The sequence below is a fragment of the Desulforhabdus sp. TSK genome (assembly GCF_022836495.1).
Lineage (GTDB): Bacteria > Desulfobacterota > Syntrophobacteria > Syntrophobacterales > Syntrophobacteraceae > Desulforhabdus.
This window is the reverse complement of sequence record NZ_BQXM01000001.1, coordinates 202,013-219,147: the sequence shown is the minus strand read 5'-3', so window position 1 is coordinate 219,147 and position 17,135 is coordinate 202,013. Positions and strand designations below refer to the sequence as shown.

Below are 17,135 nucleotides of genomic sequence, written 5' to 3'. Positions count from 1 at the left end.
ACCCTTTCCCTATTCCCTTCCTCCGCGATAACTGGTTTTTTCAAGGGGCAGCAGTGTGCAGTTGGGGGGGAGGTTCCCTGTTTGGATCACCACATCGATGGGAATTCCACCGCGGGCATACCACAGCCCCACCACTCGAATGTATTTCGGATTCAACGCCTCGCTCAGGCGATTGTGAACGTAGACGGTGCAATCCTCGTGAAAGGTTCCATGGTTGCGGAAGCTGCCGAGGAAAAGCTTGAAGGATTTGCTCTCCACCAGGAGTCCCCGGGGGGCATAGTCCACAATGAGTGTCGCGAAATCCGGCTGCCCTGTCAGCGGGCAGACTGCCGTAAATTCCGGCGCTGTCAACCGGACCACGTAGTCCACTTGAAGATGCGGATTCGGAAAGGTCTCCAGTCGAGCGTCTTCAGGGGAGGATGGGAGCTCAGCCCTTGCGCCAAGCTGTGTCAGTCCGGAATAGTCTGTGGTCATCCTTTTCTCCGTATTGCCAGCTCCAGGGACCTCTTTGCAGCGGTCCAGAGTGTTTGACTGTTTTCACCCGGCCATTCACGCTTACAGCTTCCTGGAATGACGATCGGACAGTCGTAAGGGCATGCGCTTGACTCCAACTGGTTGCTATCCATGCCGGTGAGCTCATGCCGAGGGTCCGTAGCGCGTGGGATCGGGTATCCCCGCCTCGGCAAAGCCTTTCTTGCGCAGCAGGCAGCTGTCGCAATGTCCGCAGGCCAATCCATCGGCATCCGGGTCATAACAGGAGTGCGTCATCCCGTAGTCCACCCCCAGTTCCAGCCCCCGCTGGATGATCTGCCCCTTCGTGAGGCGGATGAGAGGCGTATGAATGTGGAAACGCAGTCGGCCTTCCACCGACTCGCGTGTGGCCAGGTTCGCCATGTGCTGGAAAGCCTCGATGTATTCGGGGCGACAATCGGGGTAGCCCGAATAGTCCAGGGCATTGACTCCGATAAAGATGTCCGCCGCTCCCAGGACTTCGGCCCATGCCAGAGCATAGGCAAGAAATATGGTATTTCGAGCGGGGACATAGGTTGATGGAATCCGGCATTGCATCTCTTCGAGAGCAACATCCCTGGGGACGGGCAAGTCTGCCGTCAGGGCCGATCCGCCGATCTGCCGGAGGGGCAGCTCCAGAATCAAGTGCTCACGGACTCCCAAAACCGAAGCTACCCGCCTGGCAGCTTCAATCTCGACCCGATGCCTCTGGTGGTAGTGAAAACTCAGGGCATATGGATCGTAGCCTTCGATCTTCGCGATGGCCAAGCACGTAGTGGAATCGAGCCCCCCTGAAAACAACACGACGGCTTTGGGCGATTGTGCTTCCATATACTATGCGTCATACCCCCCTTTGGTCGGGATTCCATATGAACTTGTGCAATTGCAGGTTCAGCCGCACACCGAGGCGATCCTCCAGGATCCACTGGGCCAGATCCCTTGCTTCCAACTGCCCGAAGACGGGGGAAAAATGGACAACATTGCGGCGTTGCGAGCCCTGGAAAATCCTCTGATAGATTGCCCTGGCAAACAGGTAGTCTTCCCGGTCGGCCAGGACGCACTTGATCTCGTCATGGCTCTCCAGTCGTGTCATATTGTCCAAATCGTTCGAAGCCGCTTCGCCGCTGGACGGGCATTTCACATCCACGATTTTGATGCAGCGACGGTCAATCCCCGCAATGTTCCGGCTGCCGTTGGTTTCCAGGAGTACGTCATAGCCACGGTCCAGCAACTGCTCGATGAGCGCGGGTGATTCCTGTTGAAGCAGGGGCTCCCCCCCCGTTACTTCCACCAGGGGACATCCAAACGCAGCCACTTCCTGCAGGATGTCCGGGATCGCCATGACTTCGCCTTCTTCATAAGCATAACGGGTGTCACAATACCGGCACCGAAGATTGCACCCCGTGAGCCGGATGAAGACACAAGGCCATCCCGCATGAGACGATTCGCCCTGGATGCTGTGGAAAATTTCATTGACGCGCAGGCCCACTCAATCCTCCCAGTAGAACGCCCCCGCCCCGGGGGTTTCGCAGACCTTCACCCTGGATACCCGAACCGTTTCATCATTGAGCACTCGGGAGAGCTCCTTGTAAAGGTACCGTGCGATATTTTCCGAGGTGGGGTTCACATGCTGGAAAGCAGGCAATTCGTTGAGATTGGAGTGGTCCATCCGGGAGAGGACCTCCTTCACGGCAGTCTTGATGTCTCTGAAATCGATGGCAATCCCGATAGCATTCAGTTCTTTGCATTGTACGTAGACTTCTATGATCCAGTTGTGCCCATGGATCCGGGCACAATCCCCGGGGTAGCCGAGGAGACTATGAGCTGCGGAAAAGTGTGTCTTTACATAGACTTCAAAAACTCCGGGCATTCAAACCTCCCATTCATCCCGTTTAAACGTCCCCTTTTGCCAGGGCAAAAGGGGTGACATAAAATCAACAGCAACGACGCCCAGGGAATGGGCTCCATCCATTAGCACTCTTGGTGCATAAGCCGCAAATCTAAAATTTATAACTTTTTTAGATACCATGGGAAGGGCCAGGAGGTCCATGGCCCGATGCCTTTCTCAAGAAGAACCGCTAACCCGGCCTTATACTCTCAGGCTGAACCGCTCAATGGGAAACTCTGGGAGGAGTACTCAGGCTGCGGCTACAAAAATGGGTCGGACAAAAAAATATAGACCTCCTTACATTTTCGTATATAAATCATCAAAAATCTGTACATGCACATGTGAATGGTCAGTGCATACCCTTGTCCCTCAGCCCTGGTGCACGTTCAGGAGATCCGTGTCATGACACTGCGGTGGAAGACTGCCGTCATCCTCATTCTCACCACGACCATTCTCATGTCTATCCTCATTTCCTTATCCGACTTCTTTTTCAGGAAACATCTGACGGAGCATGAGCATCTCAGCGGCGAAGATCTGAGCCGCGTCCTCGACGCATTTTCAGACAGTCTGACCGGCCTCGAAAACGATGCAGAAAATCTTGCTCAGAGTGACGCCATCCAGGGTCTCCTGGCAACAGGCACCAGCAACACTCCGGGGCAACGTCCACAGCATTTCAACGTCTTAAAAAATCGATTCAGCCTGATCATGTGCACGAACACGGCAGGCGAGATCGTTCTTGCCCGATTTCTCGATTCTAAAACGAACAAGGAACTGCCACTCCCCCTGAACGACTCGCGCGGCGTACCGCTGGCCAGGCTCTTCAACCTTCGGCAAAGCCAACGGCAGCCTCTTTCGAGGATTTTGACCCTGCCTTCAGGGCCGGTCATGGTGGCGGTACACTCCATTTTGGACGCTACAGGGAAGGATTCATCCATTGGAGTCCTCATGGTGGGAAGAAGCCTGGACTCCTCCGAGCTTCGACGCATCGAGAGAATAACGAGGCTGAATCTGGCTTTTTATAGGTTTGACGACGAGACCGCGCCCCAAGATTTCAAAGCCGCAGCGGCATCCTTGAGTCCACAGCGCCCGGTTCTGATCCGACAACTGGAGGAGACCGTGACGGCCGGATATACGCTTCTCCAGGACATCGACGGGAGCCCCGCCCTGATTTTCCGCGCCATCAACCCCTCCGCTCACCATGCTCACATCCTCACGAATATGCGCTCCTTTATCGTGCCAGTGTCGGTGGTCGGTTTTGGGGTAACGCTGCTGACCCTCCTGCTTTTGGAAAAGCTCATCCTGTCTCCCCTGGCGCGGCTCAGCGCATTCGTTCAGACGGTGCGATCCACGGAGAACCTTTCCGCACGGGCGACGATCCACGGCAACGACGAAGTATCCGCCCTGGCGACCGCTGTGAACGGAATGCTGGAAGTCCTCGAGAAGGACGTGGCGGCGCGCAGGCGTGCCGAAGAGGCCCTCCGCAAGAGTGAAGAACGACTCAAGCAGATTGTTCAGAACATGCCCGTCCTTTTGCTCGCCATGGACGAAAAGGGAAATATCCTCGCATGGAACCGTGAGTGCGAGAGGGTAACGGGATACAAGGATGTGGAAATGGTGGGAAATCCCAATGCTATGGCCGGGCTCTACCCGGACCCGGCTTACCGGGAACGGTTTCTGGCCCGATGGCGGGAGGATGGTGGAGATTTCTTCCATGAGGAATGGACACTGACGGACGGCGACGGCCGCCTGAAGACCGTGGCATGGTCCAATGCCTCCAGTCGCCTGCCCATTTCGGGTTGGACGACCTGGGGCACCGGCGTGGACATTACCGAACGAAAAAGGGCGGAGGAAAAGCTGCGACACTACCAGCTCCTGTCACGCTACGCACGCGATATTATACTCTTTGTCCGTCTGGATGGACAGATTGCCGAAACCAACGATGAGGCCGTCAGAGCCTATGGTTACTCGCGCGAGGAACTGCTGGGACTGAATGTCAGGGATCTGCGTGCGCAAACGACCCGCACCGGTGTGGATCTTCAAATGGAAGAGGCCAATTTGAAAGGCATTCGCTTTCAAACCGTGCACCGTCGAAAAGATGGAAGCACGTTTCCCGTGGAAGTCAGTTCACGCGGGGCCAATATCGGCAGCGAACGTTTTATCCTGAGCATCGTTCGGGACATCAGCGACCGCATGGCTGCAGACGATGCGCTGAAAAAGAGCGAAGCGACGCTGAAAAGCGTGCTCATGGCCGCTCCCATCGGCATCGGACTGCTGGTTGACCGTGTGCTGCGCTTGACCAATGCCCATATGCTCAACATGCTGGGCTACACCGAAGAAGAGCTCCAGGGAAAGAGCTCCAGAATCCTGTATGAAAACGATGGAGAGTATGACCGCGTCGGCGTGATCAAATACTCCGAAATCCACAGAAGCGGATCAGGAAGCATTGAAACCCGGTGGAGGTGTAAGAATGGGAAGGTACTGGACATCCTGTTGAATTCCAACGCTATCCAGCGCCAGGACCTTTCCCAGGGGATCATTTTTACAGCCCTGGACATCACCGAGCGCAGGCGCGCCGAAGAAGAAAAGCGAAGGTTGGAAGCCCAGATTCAGCACGCACAAAAATTGGAAAGCCTCGGCATTCTGGCAGGTGGAATCGCCCATGATTTTAATAACCTGCTCATGGCAATCCTCGGCAATGCCGATCTCGCGCTTATGGAGATTTCTCCGAGCGATCCAGCCCGTGACAACATCATCTCCATCATGGAGGCCTCTCAAAGGGCTGCGGACCTCTGCCTGCAGATGCTGGCCTACTCGGGCAAAGGCCACTTTCTCATAGAGCCCGTCAACCTGGCCAAGATCGTTCAGGAAATGACCCATCTCCTGGACGTGTCCATCTCCAAGAAGGCCGTGCTGAAATACAGCTTCGTACCGGATGTGCCCCTCATCAACGCGGATGCGACTCAAATCCGTCAAGTCGTCATGAACCTCATCACCAATGCCTCAGAGGCCATCGGAGACAAAAGCGGGATCATTTCCATCTCCACAGGAGCGATGATGTGCGACCGCGCCTATCTGCAGGGAAGCTACCTCGACGAGCAGCTTCCCGAAGGCGTCTATTCCTACTTCGAGGTATCCGATACCGGCTCCGGCATGGATGTGGAAACAAGGTCCAAAATCTTTGACCCTTTCTTCAGCACGAAGTTCACGGGTCGAGGACTGGGACTGGCTGCCGTGCTGGGCATTGTGCGGGGCCATAAAGGTGCCGTCAAAATCATGAGTGAACCGGGAATGGGAAGTACTTTCAGGGTGCTCTTCCCTTCCCTGGCGGAGACAGAGGTTTGGGCTGAGAGGAAGAAGCCTGCCGGCACAACCCCCTGGAAAGGAACCGGTACTGTGCTCATCGTTGACGATGACGAGAGTGTTCTGACCGTGGGGAAGCAAATGCTGGAGCGTTTCGGGTTCAGCGTCATGACGGCCTCCGACGGCCACGAAGCTTTGAAGGTCTTCCGTCAGCACTCCCACAAGATCGCCTGTGTCCTCCTGGACCTGACGATGCCCCACATGGATGGAGAAGAAACTTTCGGGGAGCTGCGACGTATCCGCCATGACGTATGCACCATCCTTTGCAGCGGCTATAATGAGCATGAGGTCGGGCAACGGTTCTCCGGCAAAGGCCTGTGCGGATTCCTTCAGAAGCCCTACCAGATGGAAGAACTGGGCCTCTGCCTGCGAAAAGCTCTCGAGACGGACCCATCCTGACCGGCTTTTTGTACCCGCTACGGAAGAAAACTTGGCATATGGAGCACTGTCCAGCATGAACGAAGTCTTCTCTTCTCCCATCATCAAGGCCAGGCAGCTGACGCGTATCTATCGCCTGGGCCAGGTTGAAATCGCCGCAGTCGATCACATCGACCTGGATATTCTTCCCGGTCAAATGGTTGTGCTGAAAGGCAACAGCGGCTCGGGCAAGAGTACCCTGCTCTCTTTGCTGGGGGGATTGGATCAACCGACGGAAGGGGAGCTTCATGTGGCCGGCCGGGACTTGCGCAAAGCCTCTCCTGCCGAGATCACTCACTACCGCCGCTCCTCGGTCGGCATCATTTTTCAATCCTTCAACCTGCTTCCCACCCTGACCGTCCTGGAAAACACCTGCCTCCCGGCGCTCCTGGCGGGAAAGCCGTCCCCCCAGGTGAAAGCCAGAGCCCTCGATCTCCTCGACTGGCTCAAATTGACTGCAAGACTCCAGCACCCGCCCTCCCATCTCTCGGGAGGGGAAATGCAGCGCACGGCCATCGCGCGGGCTCTCATCAACGATCCGGCCATCATCCTGGCGGATGAGCCCACCGGCAATCTCGACAGCCGCAACGGCGAAATCGTGATGGAGCTCTTATGGGAGCTCAACAATAAATTGGGACGCACCGTCATCATCGCCACGCACAGCACCCTGGCCGACCGGTACGCCGGCCTCTCTCTTTTCCTGAAGGACGGGGTCATCGCTGAATACTCATGAAGAAAGCCGTTTTTCTCGTGCGCCTGTGGATCTGGTTCAGCCTCCGCCAATTGCGCTCCCAATACTGGCGTACATTGACCGTGCTCCTGGGCATCGCCCTCGGAGCGGCTGTCTTCACCAGCGTGCGCCTGGCCGTCAATGCCTCGGTGGATTCCTTTGCGAACAGCATGGACACCCTGGCAGGCAAAGCGGACTGGACCGTTGTGACTCCCGGTGCACGAGTCCCGGAAGGACTCGTGGCCGCCCTGCAAAAGCACCCGGCCGTAGAGACGGCTTCCCCGCTCCTTTCCACATATGTCCGTCCCGCAGGCAATGGGGGTGAGCCGTTTCTACTCATCGGCCTCGACCCCATCTCCGACCGGGACATGCGCCAGTGGAGCTCCACCGGCACCAGTGAAAGGGGCTCTTCCTGGTTGACGCTCATGCGGACACCGTACACCCTCCTCCCGGGGGAAAAGCTCTCAGAGCGATGGCACAAGGCTCCAGGGGATTCCATCACACTGGAGCACGCCCACAGGACGGTCGACTTCCAGGTGACGGACATTCTTGAGCCCGAAGGACTGGCCCTCGCGGAAGGCGGAGGAATCGCTCTAACGGATATCGCTACTTTTCAGGAATTTACCGGGCTGCACGGCTGGGTCGACAGGATCGATCTCCGCCTCAAAGCATCGGCTCAAAACGATGCGGCACGCTCTATCGCAGCGATGCTCCCGGAGGGAACCGTCCTGGAAAAGCCGAGTGAAGCCAGAGAAAGCGGAAAACTGATGGTTCGTTCCTATCGACTCAATCTTTCCGTCCTGAGCTTCGTTTCCCTGTTCGTGGGAATGTTCCTCATCTTCAGCCTCGTCTCCCTTCACGTCACATCGCGGCGCCATGAAATGGCCGTTCTTAGATCTCTTGGCGCCTCTTCGCGTCTGTTGTTCTTTCTGTTTCTGCTGGAAGGCGCGTTCTTCGGTGTGGTGGGATGGGTCGCGGCCATCCCCCTGTCGTCCTTCCTGGTTCGCCGGTTGGTGGAGCAGGTGAGCGCAACGGTCAGCCACCTTTTCGTTCGGGTGCAGGTGGACCAGTTGCCGCTCGATCCTTTAGAGGCAGCATCCTCTTTCGCATTGACCCTCTTCGTCTCCCTGCTGGCTGCCATTCAACCCGCCATCGAAGCCAGGAAGGTCCATCCCCGGGAAGTCTTCCTGAGGCACGCGTCCAGGGAAAACGGATCGCCGGCACCCTATTGCCTGGCCCTCCTGGGTGCCCTGCTGATCCTTACCGTGTGGCCCCTGGTCAGGCTTCCCGCCATACACGGCGTCCCCCTTTCAGGCTACCTGGCTACCTTCCTCCTGTTCTGCGGTTTTTCTCTCCTTTCCCCCTGGTGCCTGCACCTGCTCGGCTCCCACCTCCCTCCGCTTTTGCAGCATGTGGGCGGACAACCCGCCTATCTCGGCGGACGCTACATCCGGGATTCGGGAGCCCGCATGGCCCTGTCCGTGGGTGCTCTCATCACTGCCGTCGGCCTGTTTGTGGCCCTTGTCATCATGATTCACAGTTTCCGTGGAACCGTCGAGCTGTGGGTGGAGCAAAGCATCAGCGGGGATCTTTTTCTCCGGCCCAAGATGTCTGAAATCAACCGGTACCGGGACCCCCTCCCGCCGCAAACGGTGCAGCTTCTCCAGGATCTGCAGGAATCTGTCGAAATCGTCCCCTATCGGCGTATTTTTTTGACCTACGAAAAAGTACCCTATCAATTTGAAGCCCTCGATCTTTCCAGACTGCGGCACCACGCCTCCCTGCTGTTCCTGCAGGGGCATCCCGAAAACATTTTTCGCGAGCTGGAGGCACGAGACGGAATTCTCATTTCTGAAGTTTTTGCCAATCAGACAGGCTTGGGAGTAGGAGATCATTTTACCGCGCAGATCGAGGGAACGAAGCTGGACCTGCCTGTGCTGGCCATCTTCCGTGATTACCGCACCCAGGGAGGAACGGTCCACTATCCTTTGGAGCGTTTCACGAAAAAATCCGGTGATACCTCCTGGAGCGGAGCCCGCCTGTTTCTGAAACATCCCGGTGAGGATCTTGAAGCAGCTGCCCTGGCCTTGAAAAACGAGATTCTCACCCGTTCAGGCGACCAGGCACAGGCACTGGAAGTCACCACGGGGCGGGATCTGCGCCGCATCATTTTGCGCATTTTCGATGAAACTTTCTCCATCACGAGCGTACTCCTCCTCATCGCACTGCTGGCGGCCACCCTGGGAATCACGACCACCCTGGCGACTTTCATCCTGGAGCGGAGCCGTCAGCTCCACACGCTTCTGGCAGTCGGGGCATCCAGAACCCAGGTCCGTACCATGATCATCTGGGAAGCCGTCCTCATGGTCATCACCGGCGAAGGCATCGGGCTCTGCTGCGGTTTTTTTCTTTCTTATCTGCTCATTTTCGTCATCAACCGCCAGTCCTTCGGATGGACCTTCATCTACAGCGTTGACTGGACGGCCCTATGGATATCGCTTCCCCTGATCCTGGGCACCGCCCTCTTCGCGGCTTTGCCTGCGAGTCAACTGGTCTTCCAACGCCCGGCATCCCAAGTCCTGAGGGAATAAAAATGGCTTCCATATTCCGCGTCCAGGTGTACCTGACCGACAAAGCCTCACGTCGACTGCCCCTTCTGCTCTGTTTCCTGGCAGCGATGGTGATGCTGATGCCCTGCTCCAGCCGGGCTGAAACCTCCTATCGAAGTGTGGCGGGGCCCTGCCATCTCGAGTTTCCCCGGGATCACGGACCGCACCCGGGATATGCCACGGAATGGTGGTATTACACGGGCAATGTGAAGTCCGGATCCGGCTCCCCCTTCGGCTTTCAGCTGACTTTCTTTCGCCACCAGTTTGTTCCTCCCGGTGATGAGACCGGCTGGCCGAAGCTTCCCTCGGCGTGGCGCACTCCCCAGATCTACATTGCACATCTGGCCCTTTCGGACATCATGGAAGGAACCTACCGCCATGTGGAACAGATGGCCCGGGGAGCCGTCGGACTCGCTGACGCCACGAGCGACCTTGAAAAGACATCCGTCTTCGTGAAAGACTGGAGCCTGGAGATCCGCCACGAAGACTCCATCCATCATTTGACGGCGGTGGCCGAAGATTTTGGCATGAATCTTATCCTGTCACAGGAAAAACCGCCTGTACTCCATGGCCAAAACGGTTATTCCCTGAAGGGAAAAGCGGCGGATAGCGCCAGCTGCTACTATTCCCTGACGCGCATGAGCGTCCATGGGGATCTGGTCGTTCGGGGGCAATCCATTCCGGTACAGGGAAGCGCATGGATGGACCATGAATTCAGCACGGCCCCGCTGGAATCGGACCTTTTGGGATGGGACTGGTTCAGCCTGCAGTTTTCCGACCGGACAGAGCTTATGATTTACCTGCTCCGTCAGAAAGATGGAGGCATGAGCCCTGCGTCCAGCGGGACCTTCGTCGATGCGTCCGGGACGACCACTGCCCTGGTCTTCCAGGATATTGCGGTGGAAGCCTTGGATCACTGGCAGAGCCCCCATTCCGGGGGCAGTTATCCCGTAAGGTGGGCGATAAAAATCATCCCCCTGAAGATGGAGCTCACCATCGCTGCTCAGCTGAAGGACCAGGAAATGAACACGCCCGGAACCACGCGCATCACCTACTGGGAAGGGAGTGTTTCAGTAAAGGGAAATGGAAAGGATGGAAAGCCCGTGACGGGCGAAGGGTATGTGGAGCTTACAGGGTATGACAAACCGCTGAATCTGCCATAGGCAGATAATGAAAAAATCTTCAGCTCGACCGGGCTGATGGAGCCGGGCGCGGCTTGACCGCACCCGGATCACCTATGCTCGAGTTGCCGTGGCAATGCTCAGCAAGGCCACGCTAATACACCCATTTACCGTTGGAGTAACGAAAAATTTCCGTCACCTCGGAGCTCGACGCTACTTCGTAAGGCCCCAGTTTGGCTTGCTCGAGCGTTTTAGCACGGCAGGAGTATTTCCTTTTCTCGTAGTGGATAACACCCACGTAGGGAGTTGACTTCACATCGGTTTTCTTGATTTCAAAGGATGTGGGCTCCGTCAGATCGTCGTATTCGGCGGAAAACGTTCCCGCCCCTTCTTTATCTTCCGCAAGCTGAGCATTGTGTTCGCCGTACTTCCCATGAGTTTTCAGCTTCTGCATCCAGTCTTTTTGAAAAGCCACAAAACTCTCTTCCACCTGGGCGTCATCGGAAGCCATAACCTGAGCGGCCTGAAGACCGGCCATCAAGGCAAACACAACGAACAAAACCGAGATTCTTCGCGCTATTCTCGACATGACAACGCTTTCTCCTCCCAAAATAATTTCTCCCCTGGAAATAAACTGCCGAGGCATGCACTCAAAGGACATGCCCCGGCAGGACTTTCAATCAAACATTACTTCTCGACTTTGAGCTCCGCACGACGGTTGAGGGCACGGCCTTCTTCCGTAGCGTTGGTGGCGATAGGTCTGAGCTCGCCATAACCCACGCTTCTCATACGGCTTGAAGGAACGCCCTTGCTCAGGAAATAATCATAGACGGCGGCTGCACGTCTCTCGGACAATTTCTGGTTGTAGGCTTCCGACCCCATGGCATCCGTATGGCCTTCGATGGTCACGCGGATATCCGGGTTCTTCATCAGAATCCTGACGGCTTCATCCAGCACCGGCTTGAATTCGGGCTTGATGTTGGACTTATCGAAATCGAAATTGATGCCTCTCAGGACGATCACTTCTTCCTTGGGAGCCGCTTTCTTGGGTGTACAGAAGATGGAGCTGACGAACTTTTCCATGGCCGCGGCGTCACATTCCAGGGCCACCCCTTCCGCCATCACGCTGCAGGTATTCATCTTGTTGATGGCGGTAAGAATTTCTTTACCCTTCTTGTCTGAAGCATCTGCCAGGGAGATGATGTGTATGCACACGTTGGGGTATTTGCTGTAAATGGCCCGAGCTTCTTCCACCGGGTCCGGTCCCTGGTTCGCCATACCGTCGCTCACCAGAATCACAGCGGTGTTGCCCGACATCTTAGCCAGCACGGGATCCAGCGCCATGATGCCAGGTCCCATGGGGGTGAGACGCCCGAAGATCGCCTGTTCCTCTTTGATGCTTTTGATACCCTTGGCCATGGCAGCGCGATCGTAAGGTCCCACCGGCACGACTGTCTGAACAGGTGCGAACATCTGCAGGGCGGAATTATAACGCATGTCAGGAATCATGTCATTGATGCCCAGCAGCACCTTCTTGGCAATGGCCATCTTCACCTGGGAGCCCACAATGTGCATGTACATGGACCCGGACTGGTCCACCAGAAAGACAAAATTATCAGGGCATTTGTCTACGGCGCGGGCCATGCCGGAACCGGCAGCAAACACCAACGCTAAAACCAACACCATTACCTTCAACATCTTGAACTTTTTCATAACTCCCTCCTCCTAGCTTAGTGGATGTAGTCCTTGGACAGTCCATCGGGCACCCATGAACCATCTGTCGGCAATTGATTCCTGCTCCCCCGGTCCGTACCCTCCCGTCTCATGGAGGTTCTAAAAATAAGACTGGATTCCCAACCGCAGTCCTGCAATTTTGACTAAAACCAAGGTTCAACAACCATTTCGATGATGCTTCACCGAATTCTCACAAAGAACGCCGGCAGCCCATCCGGCACCCTTCACCGTTGCAGCTTCCTTCCAAACCTGCTATTTATCAAAAATGTTCTTCGCCAGGTTCAAAGCGAAGCGGCAAATATCAGCCGATTTGTTCACTGCTTGCCCCATTTCTAAACCTGCCTTTTGCACCTTCCTCCTTTTTTTAATTTATTTCAATAAGTTATAAAAATATCCTGCGGACTGGCGGACCGGTACATGGTACTGATATCACTAAAGCACTACTCACTTTCTGTCAACAATTTTAAAGAGGAATGTCAAAGTTCGTTTATTGGTACTGGCACGATGGAAAACACTTACAATTGATTGTTGAAACGCTGCTGAATATAAGCCATCAGCGCTTCCCGCCGGTTAAATTGCGGATCCTGCAATACCCGCTGGAGGACGGCCTGTAAAATTTCCCCCACAACCGGACCTGGTTTCAGGTGAAGAACACGCATTACATCCTCCCCTTTGACCTCGAGGTCCCCGATGTGTAAGGGAGGGTGAAGCGCCACTTCCCGAAGGATTTTTGAGCGAAGCACCTCGAACGCGTGCATCAGGCCTTTCGACCGCCCCCGGGAGAGGAGATGGGCGTGGGAGAGATCCAACAGGTCTTCCAGTCGCTCGTGCCCCACTTCCGCCATCAGGCGCCGTAAAGAGACATCACCCCAACGAACGGCGTTCGGGGGGAGCAGATTGTTCAGCAGAAGATTCACCTCCTGGATCTGCTTCCTGGACATGCGCCAACGCTTCATGAGCGATAGAGCCACCCGATGATTCCCCTGCCCACTCCCTGGGCGTCCGGGGGCAGGCCGTTTTCGAAGCGATTCCCGCCTGTCCAAATGGTGCAAAAGCGCAGCCAGGCGGACGGTCAGGCGGGGAGGGCAGTTGCCGATGGTGTAAAGGGTATGCCGATACGGATCGAAGGGGTACGAACGCTTCGATCCGCTGCTCACCAGGCTTTGGAGCTCGGGCATGATTTTCCGGAGCACTCCGCATCGACGCATCCATTCGAAGGCTTCGATGACAAATTTCCCCGAGAGGAGCTTGAACATCTCGTCGCGTATGCGCTCTGCCGCGATCCCGTCCATGCCGGCCAGTTCGTCTTTGACCGCGGCGGCCATTCTGCCATCCATGCGGCAACCGTAAGCGCTCATGAAACGCGCCGCCCTGAGGATTCGCAGAGGATCCTCCTTGAATCGGGACCGCGGATTCCCCACGGTTTTCAGCAAATGGCGGCGGAGATCTTCAGTTCCCCCATGGGGATCGAGGAGGTGTCCTTCCGGATACGACAACGCCAGGGCGTTCATCGTAAAGTCGCGGCGGTCCAGGTCCAAAAGGATGCCCTCCATCCCGGGAGGTGCCACCGTAGTGACTTCGATGTCCCCCTCATCCACATGAATGCGGACGGTCCCATGCGCAATGCCCACGGGAATGACGCGGGAAAAGAGCTTCATGATTGCATCGGCAGGGGCGTCGGTCGCGAGATCGTAGTCCTTCGGTGCGCGCCCGGAAAGCATATCCCTCAAAGCGCCGCCCACCACCCACACCTGGAATCCCGACCGAAACAGGCACGCCATGATTTCGCGGACATGCCGGGGAACACTGTCCAAAGAAGCTGAATTCAAAGCCTTTTCCATTGTCGACTCCGACTTCGAGCCCTCAGCCCGCACCGAAAGCGGAGCACAAAATCTCCCTCAACCGGTACATAAGGAAAGGCATGCTGGAGAGCATCGCCATAGATTCTTCCCACCGGAAAATTTTTCGCCTTGATCTTTTGATCTCACTCAATATAATGTGTACACGATTTTTGGTAGGTTTGCTTGAAGTCTCAAGTCATGGAACAGAATCATTCGCAGGGAGGGAACACGATGGATACTGCCGAAGCTTATGCCAAAATGCAAGAGGCAAATGAAATCATACAGGATTTTTCCATTGGGCAGTATGCTCTATACCTCTTATTGTTTTTGCTGGAAACCGCCCTCGTGTTCTGGTGGTCTCTAAATATGTAAGGCAGAGCCTCTGCCGTGCCGGATGCCTGATTTAGCCTCAGGCTTCTAAGGTGAATTCACTACTCAAGTTTTTTTACAGGAAGTCTTTACGATGCAAAGAGTGCTTTTGGACCTCGCTCTACGTTCGGAGCTGCTTCTTAGACTCCAGGGTCTAGTAGGGAGGTCCCATGCCTTCTCTTTGCAGACGTCATAACCCATGCGTTAAGCAATAAAGAACAAAGGCCATGGCTTCCCCCCATGGCCTTTTCTTTTTCGAGCCTTCCGAATGGGGTGCATCAGCACCGGGGCGAAGGGCTCGGGAAACGAACCGGCTCATCGGACAGGCCCGATGCCTCCGGTCGATTCCACAGGTCGCTTTTGAGGTCTTTCACGGATCACCAAACCAGGTCCCTATTATTACGGATGGGAAAAAGAGGATAACAACATGAGCCGAAAAATACACATATTCGATACGACGCTGAGAGACGGGGAGCAGGTCCCGGGAGCAAAGCTGAACAAACGACAGAAGATTGAAATCGCCGAGCAGCTGGCGCTCCTGGGAGTGGATGTTATCGAAGCCGGTTTCCCCTGTTCGTCTCCCGAGGATCTCCAATCGGTCAAGGCCATTGCCGAACAGATCAAAGGACCCGTAATCGCCGGGCTGGCCCGTGCGGTTCAGGCAGACATCGATATCGCCTGGGAAGCCGTCCAGAAGGCCGAACGACCGCGCATCCACGTTTTCCTGGGCTCTTCGGACATTCACCTTCAGAGCAAGCTGCGGAGAGGAAGAGACAACGCTCTCAACATGGCTGTGGAAGCCGTGCGATATGCCAAGAAATACTGCCATGATGTCGAGTATTCGACGGAGGACGGTTCCCGAACCGATTTCGATTACCTGTGCCGTGTTATCGACGCTACCATCAACGCCGGCGCTACCGTCATCAATGTTCCCGACACCGTGGGATACGCTATCCCTGATGAATATGGGGAGCTCATCCGGAAGCTCCGCGAAAAAGTGACGGCCCTGGATAAAGTCATCCTGAGCGTTCATTGTCACAACGACCTGGGACTGGCGGTGGCCAACAGCCTCGCCGCCATCCGCAACGGCGCGGATCAAGTCGAATGCACCGTCAACGGTGTGGGAGAGAGAGCCGGGAATGCGTCCCTGGAAGAGATTGTCATGATCCTCAAAACCCGGCAGGCATCCTACCAGGCCCACACGGACATCCGCACAAAGGAGATCTATCGCACCAGCCGCATGGTGAGCCGACTCATGAACATTCCCGTCCAGCCCAACAAGGCCATCATCGGGTCCAACGCCTTCGCCCATTCGTCAGGCATCCACCAGGACGGCATCCTGAAGGACCGCAGCACTTATGAGATCATGAAACCCGAAGACGTGGGGATCCGCCAGCACAAAATCGTGCTCACGGCCCGGTCCGGACGGGCGGCCCTCAAACATCGCCTGGCCGAAATGGGTTATGAACTGGAACCGGAGAAATTCGAACGCGTCTACAAGAGGTTCCTGAACGTGGCCGACCGCAAGAAGGAAATCACCAGTCAGGACCTCAATTCCATCGTGGAAATCGAGCTCACCAAGGTGCCCGAGACTTTTACCTTTCACAGCCTTCAGATCATGAGCGGCAACACCATGATCCCCCTCGCCTCCGTCACGCTCATCAAGGAGGGGCAGATGTTCACCGATGCCGCCACGGGGAACGGGCCCGTCAACGCCGTCTTCAACGGCATTGAGCGCATTGTGGGGCAGCAGGGAGAATTGCGGGACTACGATCTCAAGGCCGTCACCATGGGGAAGGATGCTCTGGGTGAGGCAATGGTGCGCGTGGAAATTCAGGGAACGGTCTATTCGGGGATTGGAACCAGTCCGGATGTCATCGAGGCAACCGCCCGCGCTTATCTCAATGCCTTCAATCGCTTCTTCGCAGGAGCGCACTGACGCAAACGCGCTGTCTTCAGGAGGGCGCGACGCTCTCCTGAGGGTTCTGCCGTGCTCAAAGGGGGAATCGCACCGTCCCAGGAGATAAAAACTTTCGCCAATCTCTACGATCCGGGTAAGACTCCTGCCCGGGGCTTCCTCCAATGTTGTTGCCTTAACCAACGTTCGTCATTCCGGCGAAAGCCGGAATCCAGCAAAATAGAGCCCCTCTGGACCCCGGTTTTCACCGGGGTGACGTCAAGTCAACAGCACTGAGGGCTTCTTCCCCCTCAATCGCCCGGCGACGGGCCAAATTTTCGTGGGATAGACCGTCATGACGCGCATGATCCGAATCCTCCTCGGGCTGACGTTTCTGGCCCTTGGCCTTGCGGGGCTGGTACTGCCGTTCCTACAGGGATGGCTTTTCCTTTCCCTGGCCATCCTGACCCTTTCCATCGACATTCCTCTCTTCGCCCGTTTCATCTGCTGGATCGAAAACCGATGCCCCTGGGTACAAAGAGCGCTGCACCGCATGAAGAACCTGCTGGGTAAGCGAAAGAAAGTCTTCCCGCCCTGCCCTCCTGAAGAATAAGAGTTTTCTGCCAGGACACCCCACCAGCAATATCAAGAAAAAGCAC

The 17,135-nt window shown here is 56.0% G+C and carries 13 protein-coding genes; 6 read left to right on the top strand and 7 right to left on the bottom strand.

Annotation, left to right across the window (positions count from 1 at the left end; translation table 11 throughout):
• Positions 1-9 precede the first annotated feature (9 nt).
• The 4 genes from queF to queD form a co-directional block, all read right to left on the bottom strand.
• Positions 10-474 (bottom strand): preQ(1) synthase, encoded by a 465-nt coding sequence (gene queF, locus MWC30_RS01020; protein ID WP_244082281.1) that lies wholly within the window; start codon positions 472-474, stop codon positions 10-12.
• Between the two features lie 162 nt (positions 475-636).
• The gene (gene queC / locus MWC30_RS01015) at positions 637-1,341 is read right to left on the bottom strand and encodes a 7-cyano-7-deazaguanine synthase QueC (RefSeq protein ID WP_244082280.1); all 705 of its coding nucleotides are present in this window, start codon (positions 1,339-1,341) and stop codon (positions 637-639) included.
• Positions 1,342-1,351: 10 nt separating this feature from the next.
• On the bottom strand, positions 1,352-1,999 hold the full coding sequence (locus tag MWC30_RS01010; protein WP_244082279.1) for a radical SAM protein: 648 nt from the start codon (positions 1,997-1,999) through the stop codon (positions 1,352-1,354).
• Positions 2,000-2,380 (bottom strand): 6-carboxytetrahydropterin synthase QueD, encoded by a 381-nt coding sequence (gene queD / locus MWC30_RS01005; protein WP_244082278.1) that lies wholly within the window; start codon positions 2,378-2,380, stop codon positions 2,000-2,002.
• A 420-nt stretch (positions 2,381-2,800) separates the two neighbouring features.
• Here queD and MWC30_RS01000 point away from each other — a divergent pair, with 420 nt between their 5' ends.
• From MWC30_RS01000 to MWC30_RS00985, 4 genes are read left to right on the top strand one after another with little or no spacing between them, the layout of a single operon-like run.
• A complete protein-coding gene (locus MWC30_RS01000; RefSeq protein WP_244082277.1) occupies positions 2,801-6,157 on the top strand; it encodes a PAS domain S-box protein in 3,357 nt (1,118 codons plus the stop codon).
• 55 nt (positions 6,158-6,212) lie between these two features.
• Entirely contained in the window at positions 6,213-6,908 is a 696-nt protein-coding gene (locus tag MWC30_RS00995) for an ABC transporter ATP-binding protein (RefSeq protein WP_244082276.1), read from the top strand.
• Positions 6,905-9,496: an ABC transporter permease gene (locus tag MWC30_RS00990; RefSeq protein ID WP_244082275.1), complete on the top strand. Its 2,592-nt coding sequence runs from the start codon at positions 6,905-6,907 to the stop codon at positions 9,494-9,496. Before MWC30_RS00995 ends, MWC30_RS00990 begins: the two co-directional genes overlap by 4 nt.
• Before the next feature lie 2 nt (positions 9,497-9,498).
• The gene (locus tag MWC30_RS00985) at positions 9,499-10,677 is read left to right on the top strand and encodes a lipocalin-like domain-containing protein (protein WP_244082274.1); all 1,179 of its coding nucleotides are present in this window, start codon (positions 9,499-9,501) and stop codon (positions 10,675-10,677) included.
• Positions 10,678-10,789: 112 nt separating this feature from the next.
• Here the strand turns inward: MWC30_RS00985 and MWC30_RS00980 are convergent, their stop codons facing one another.
• The 3 genes from MWC30_RS00980 to MWC30_RS00970 form a co-directional block, all read right to left on the bottom strand.
• On the bottom strand, positions 10,790-11,224 hold the full coding sequence (locus MWC30_RS00980) for a hypothetical protein (protein ID WP_244082273.1): 435 nt from the start codon (positions 11,222-11,224) through the stop codon (positions 10,790-10,792).
• A gap of 98 nt (positions 11,225-11,322) precedes the next feature.
• On the bottom strand, positions 11,323-12,348 hold the full coding sequence (locus MWC30_RS22625) for an OmpA family protein (RefSeq protein ID WP_269467771.1): 1,026 nt from the start codon (positions 12,346-12,348) through the stop codon (positions 11,323-11,325).
• Between the two features lie 536 nt (positions 12,349-12,884).
• Complete coding sequence (locus MWC30_RS00970; RefSeq protein WP_244082272.1) at positions 12,885-14,198, bottom strand: CCA tRNA nucleotidyltransferase; 1,314 nt, start codon at positions 14,196-14,198, stop codon at positions 12,885-12,887.
• Between the two features lie 808 nt (positions 14,199-15,006).
• Here MWC30_RS00970 and MWC30_RS00965 point away from each other — a divergent pair.
• Both MWC30_RS00965 and MWC30_RS00960 read left to right on the top strand, forming a co-directional pair.
• Positions 15,007-16,518 (top strand): 2-isopropylmalate synthase, encoded by a 1,512-nt coding sequence (locus MWC30_RS00965; protein ID WP_244082271.1) that lies wholly within the window; start codon positions 15,007-15,009, stop codon positions 16,516-16,518.
• A gap of 313 nt (positions 16,519-16,831) precedes the next feature.
• Entirely contained in the window at positions 16,832-17,089 is a 258-nt protein-coding gene (locus MWC30_RS00960; protein ID WP_244082270.1) for a hypothetical protein, read from the top strand.
• The last annotated feature ends 46 nt before the right edge of the window (positions 17,090-17,135 follow it).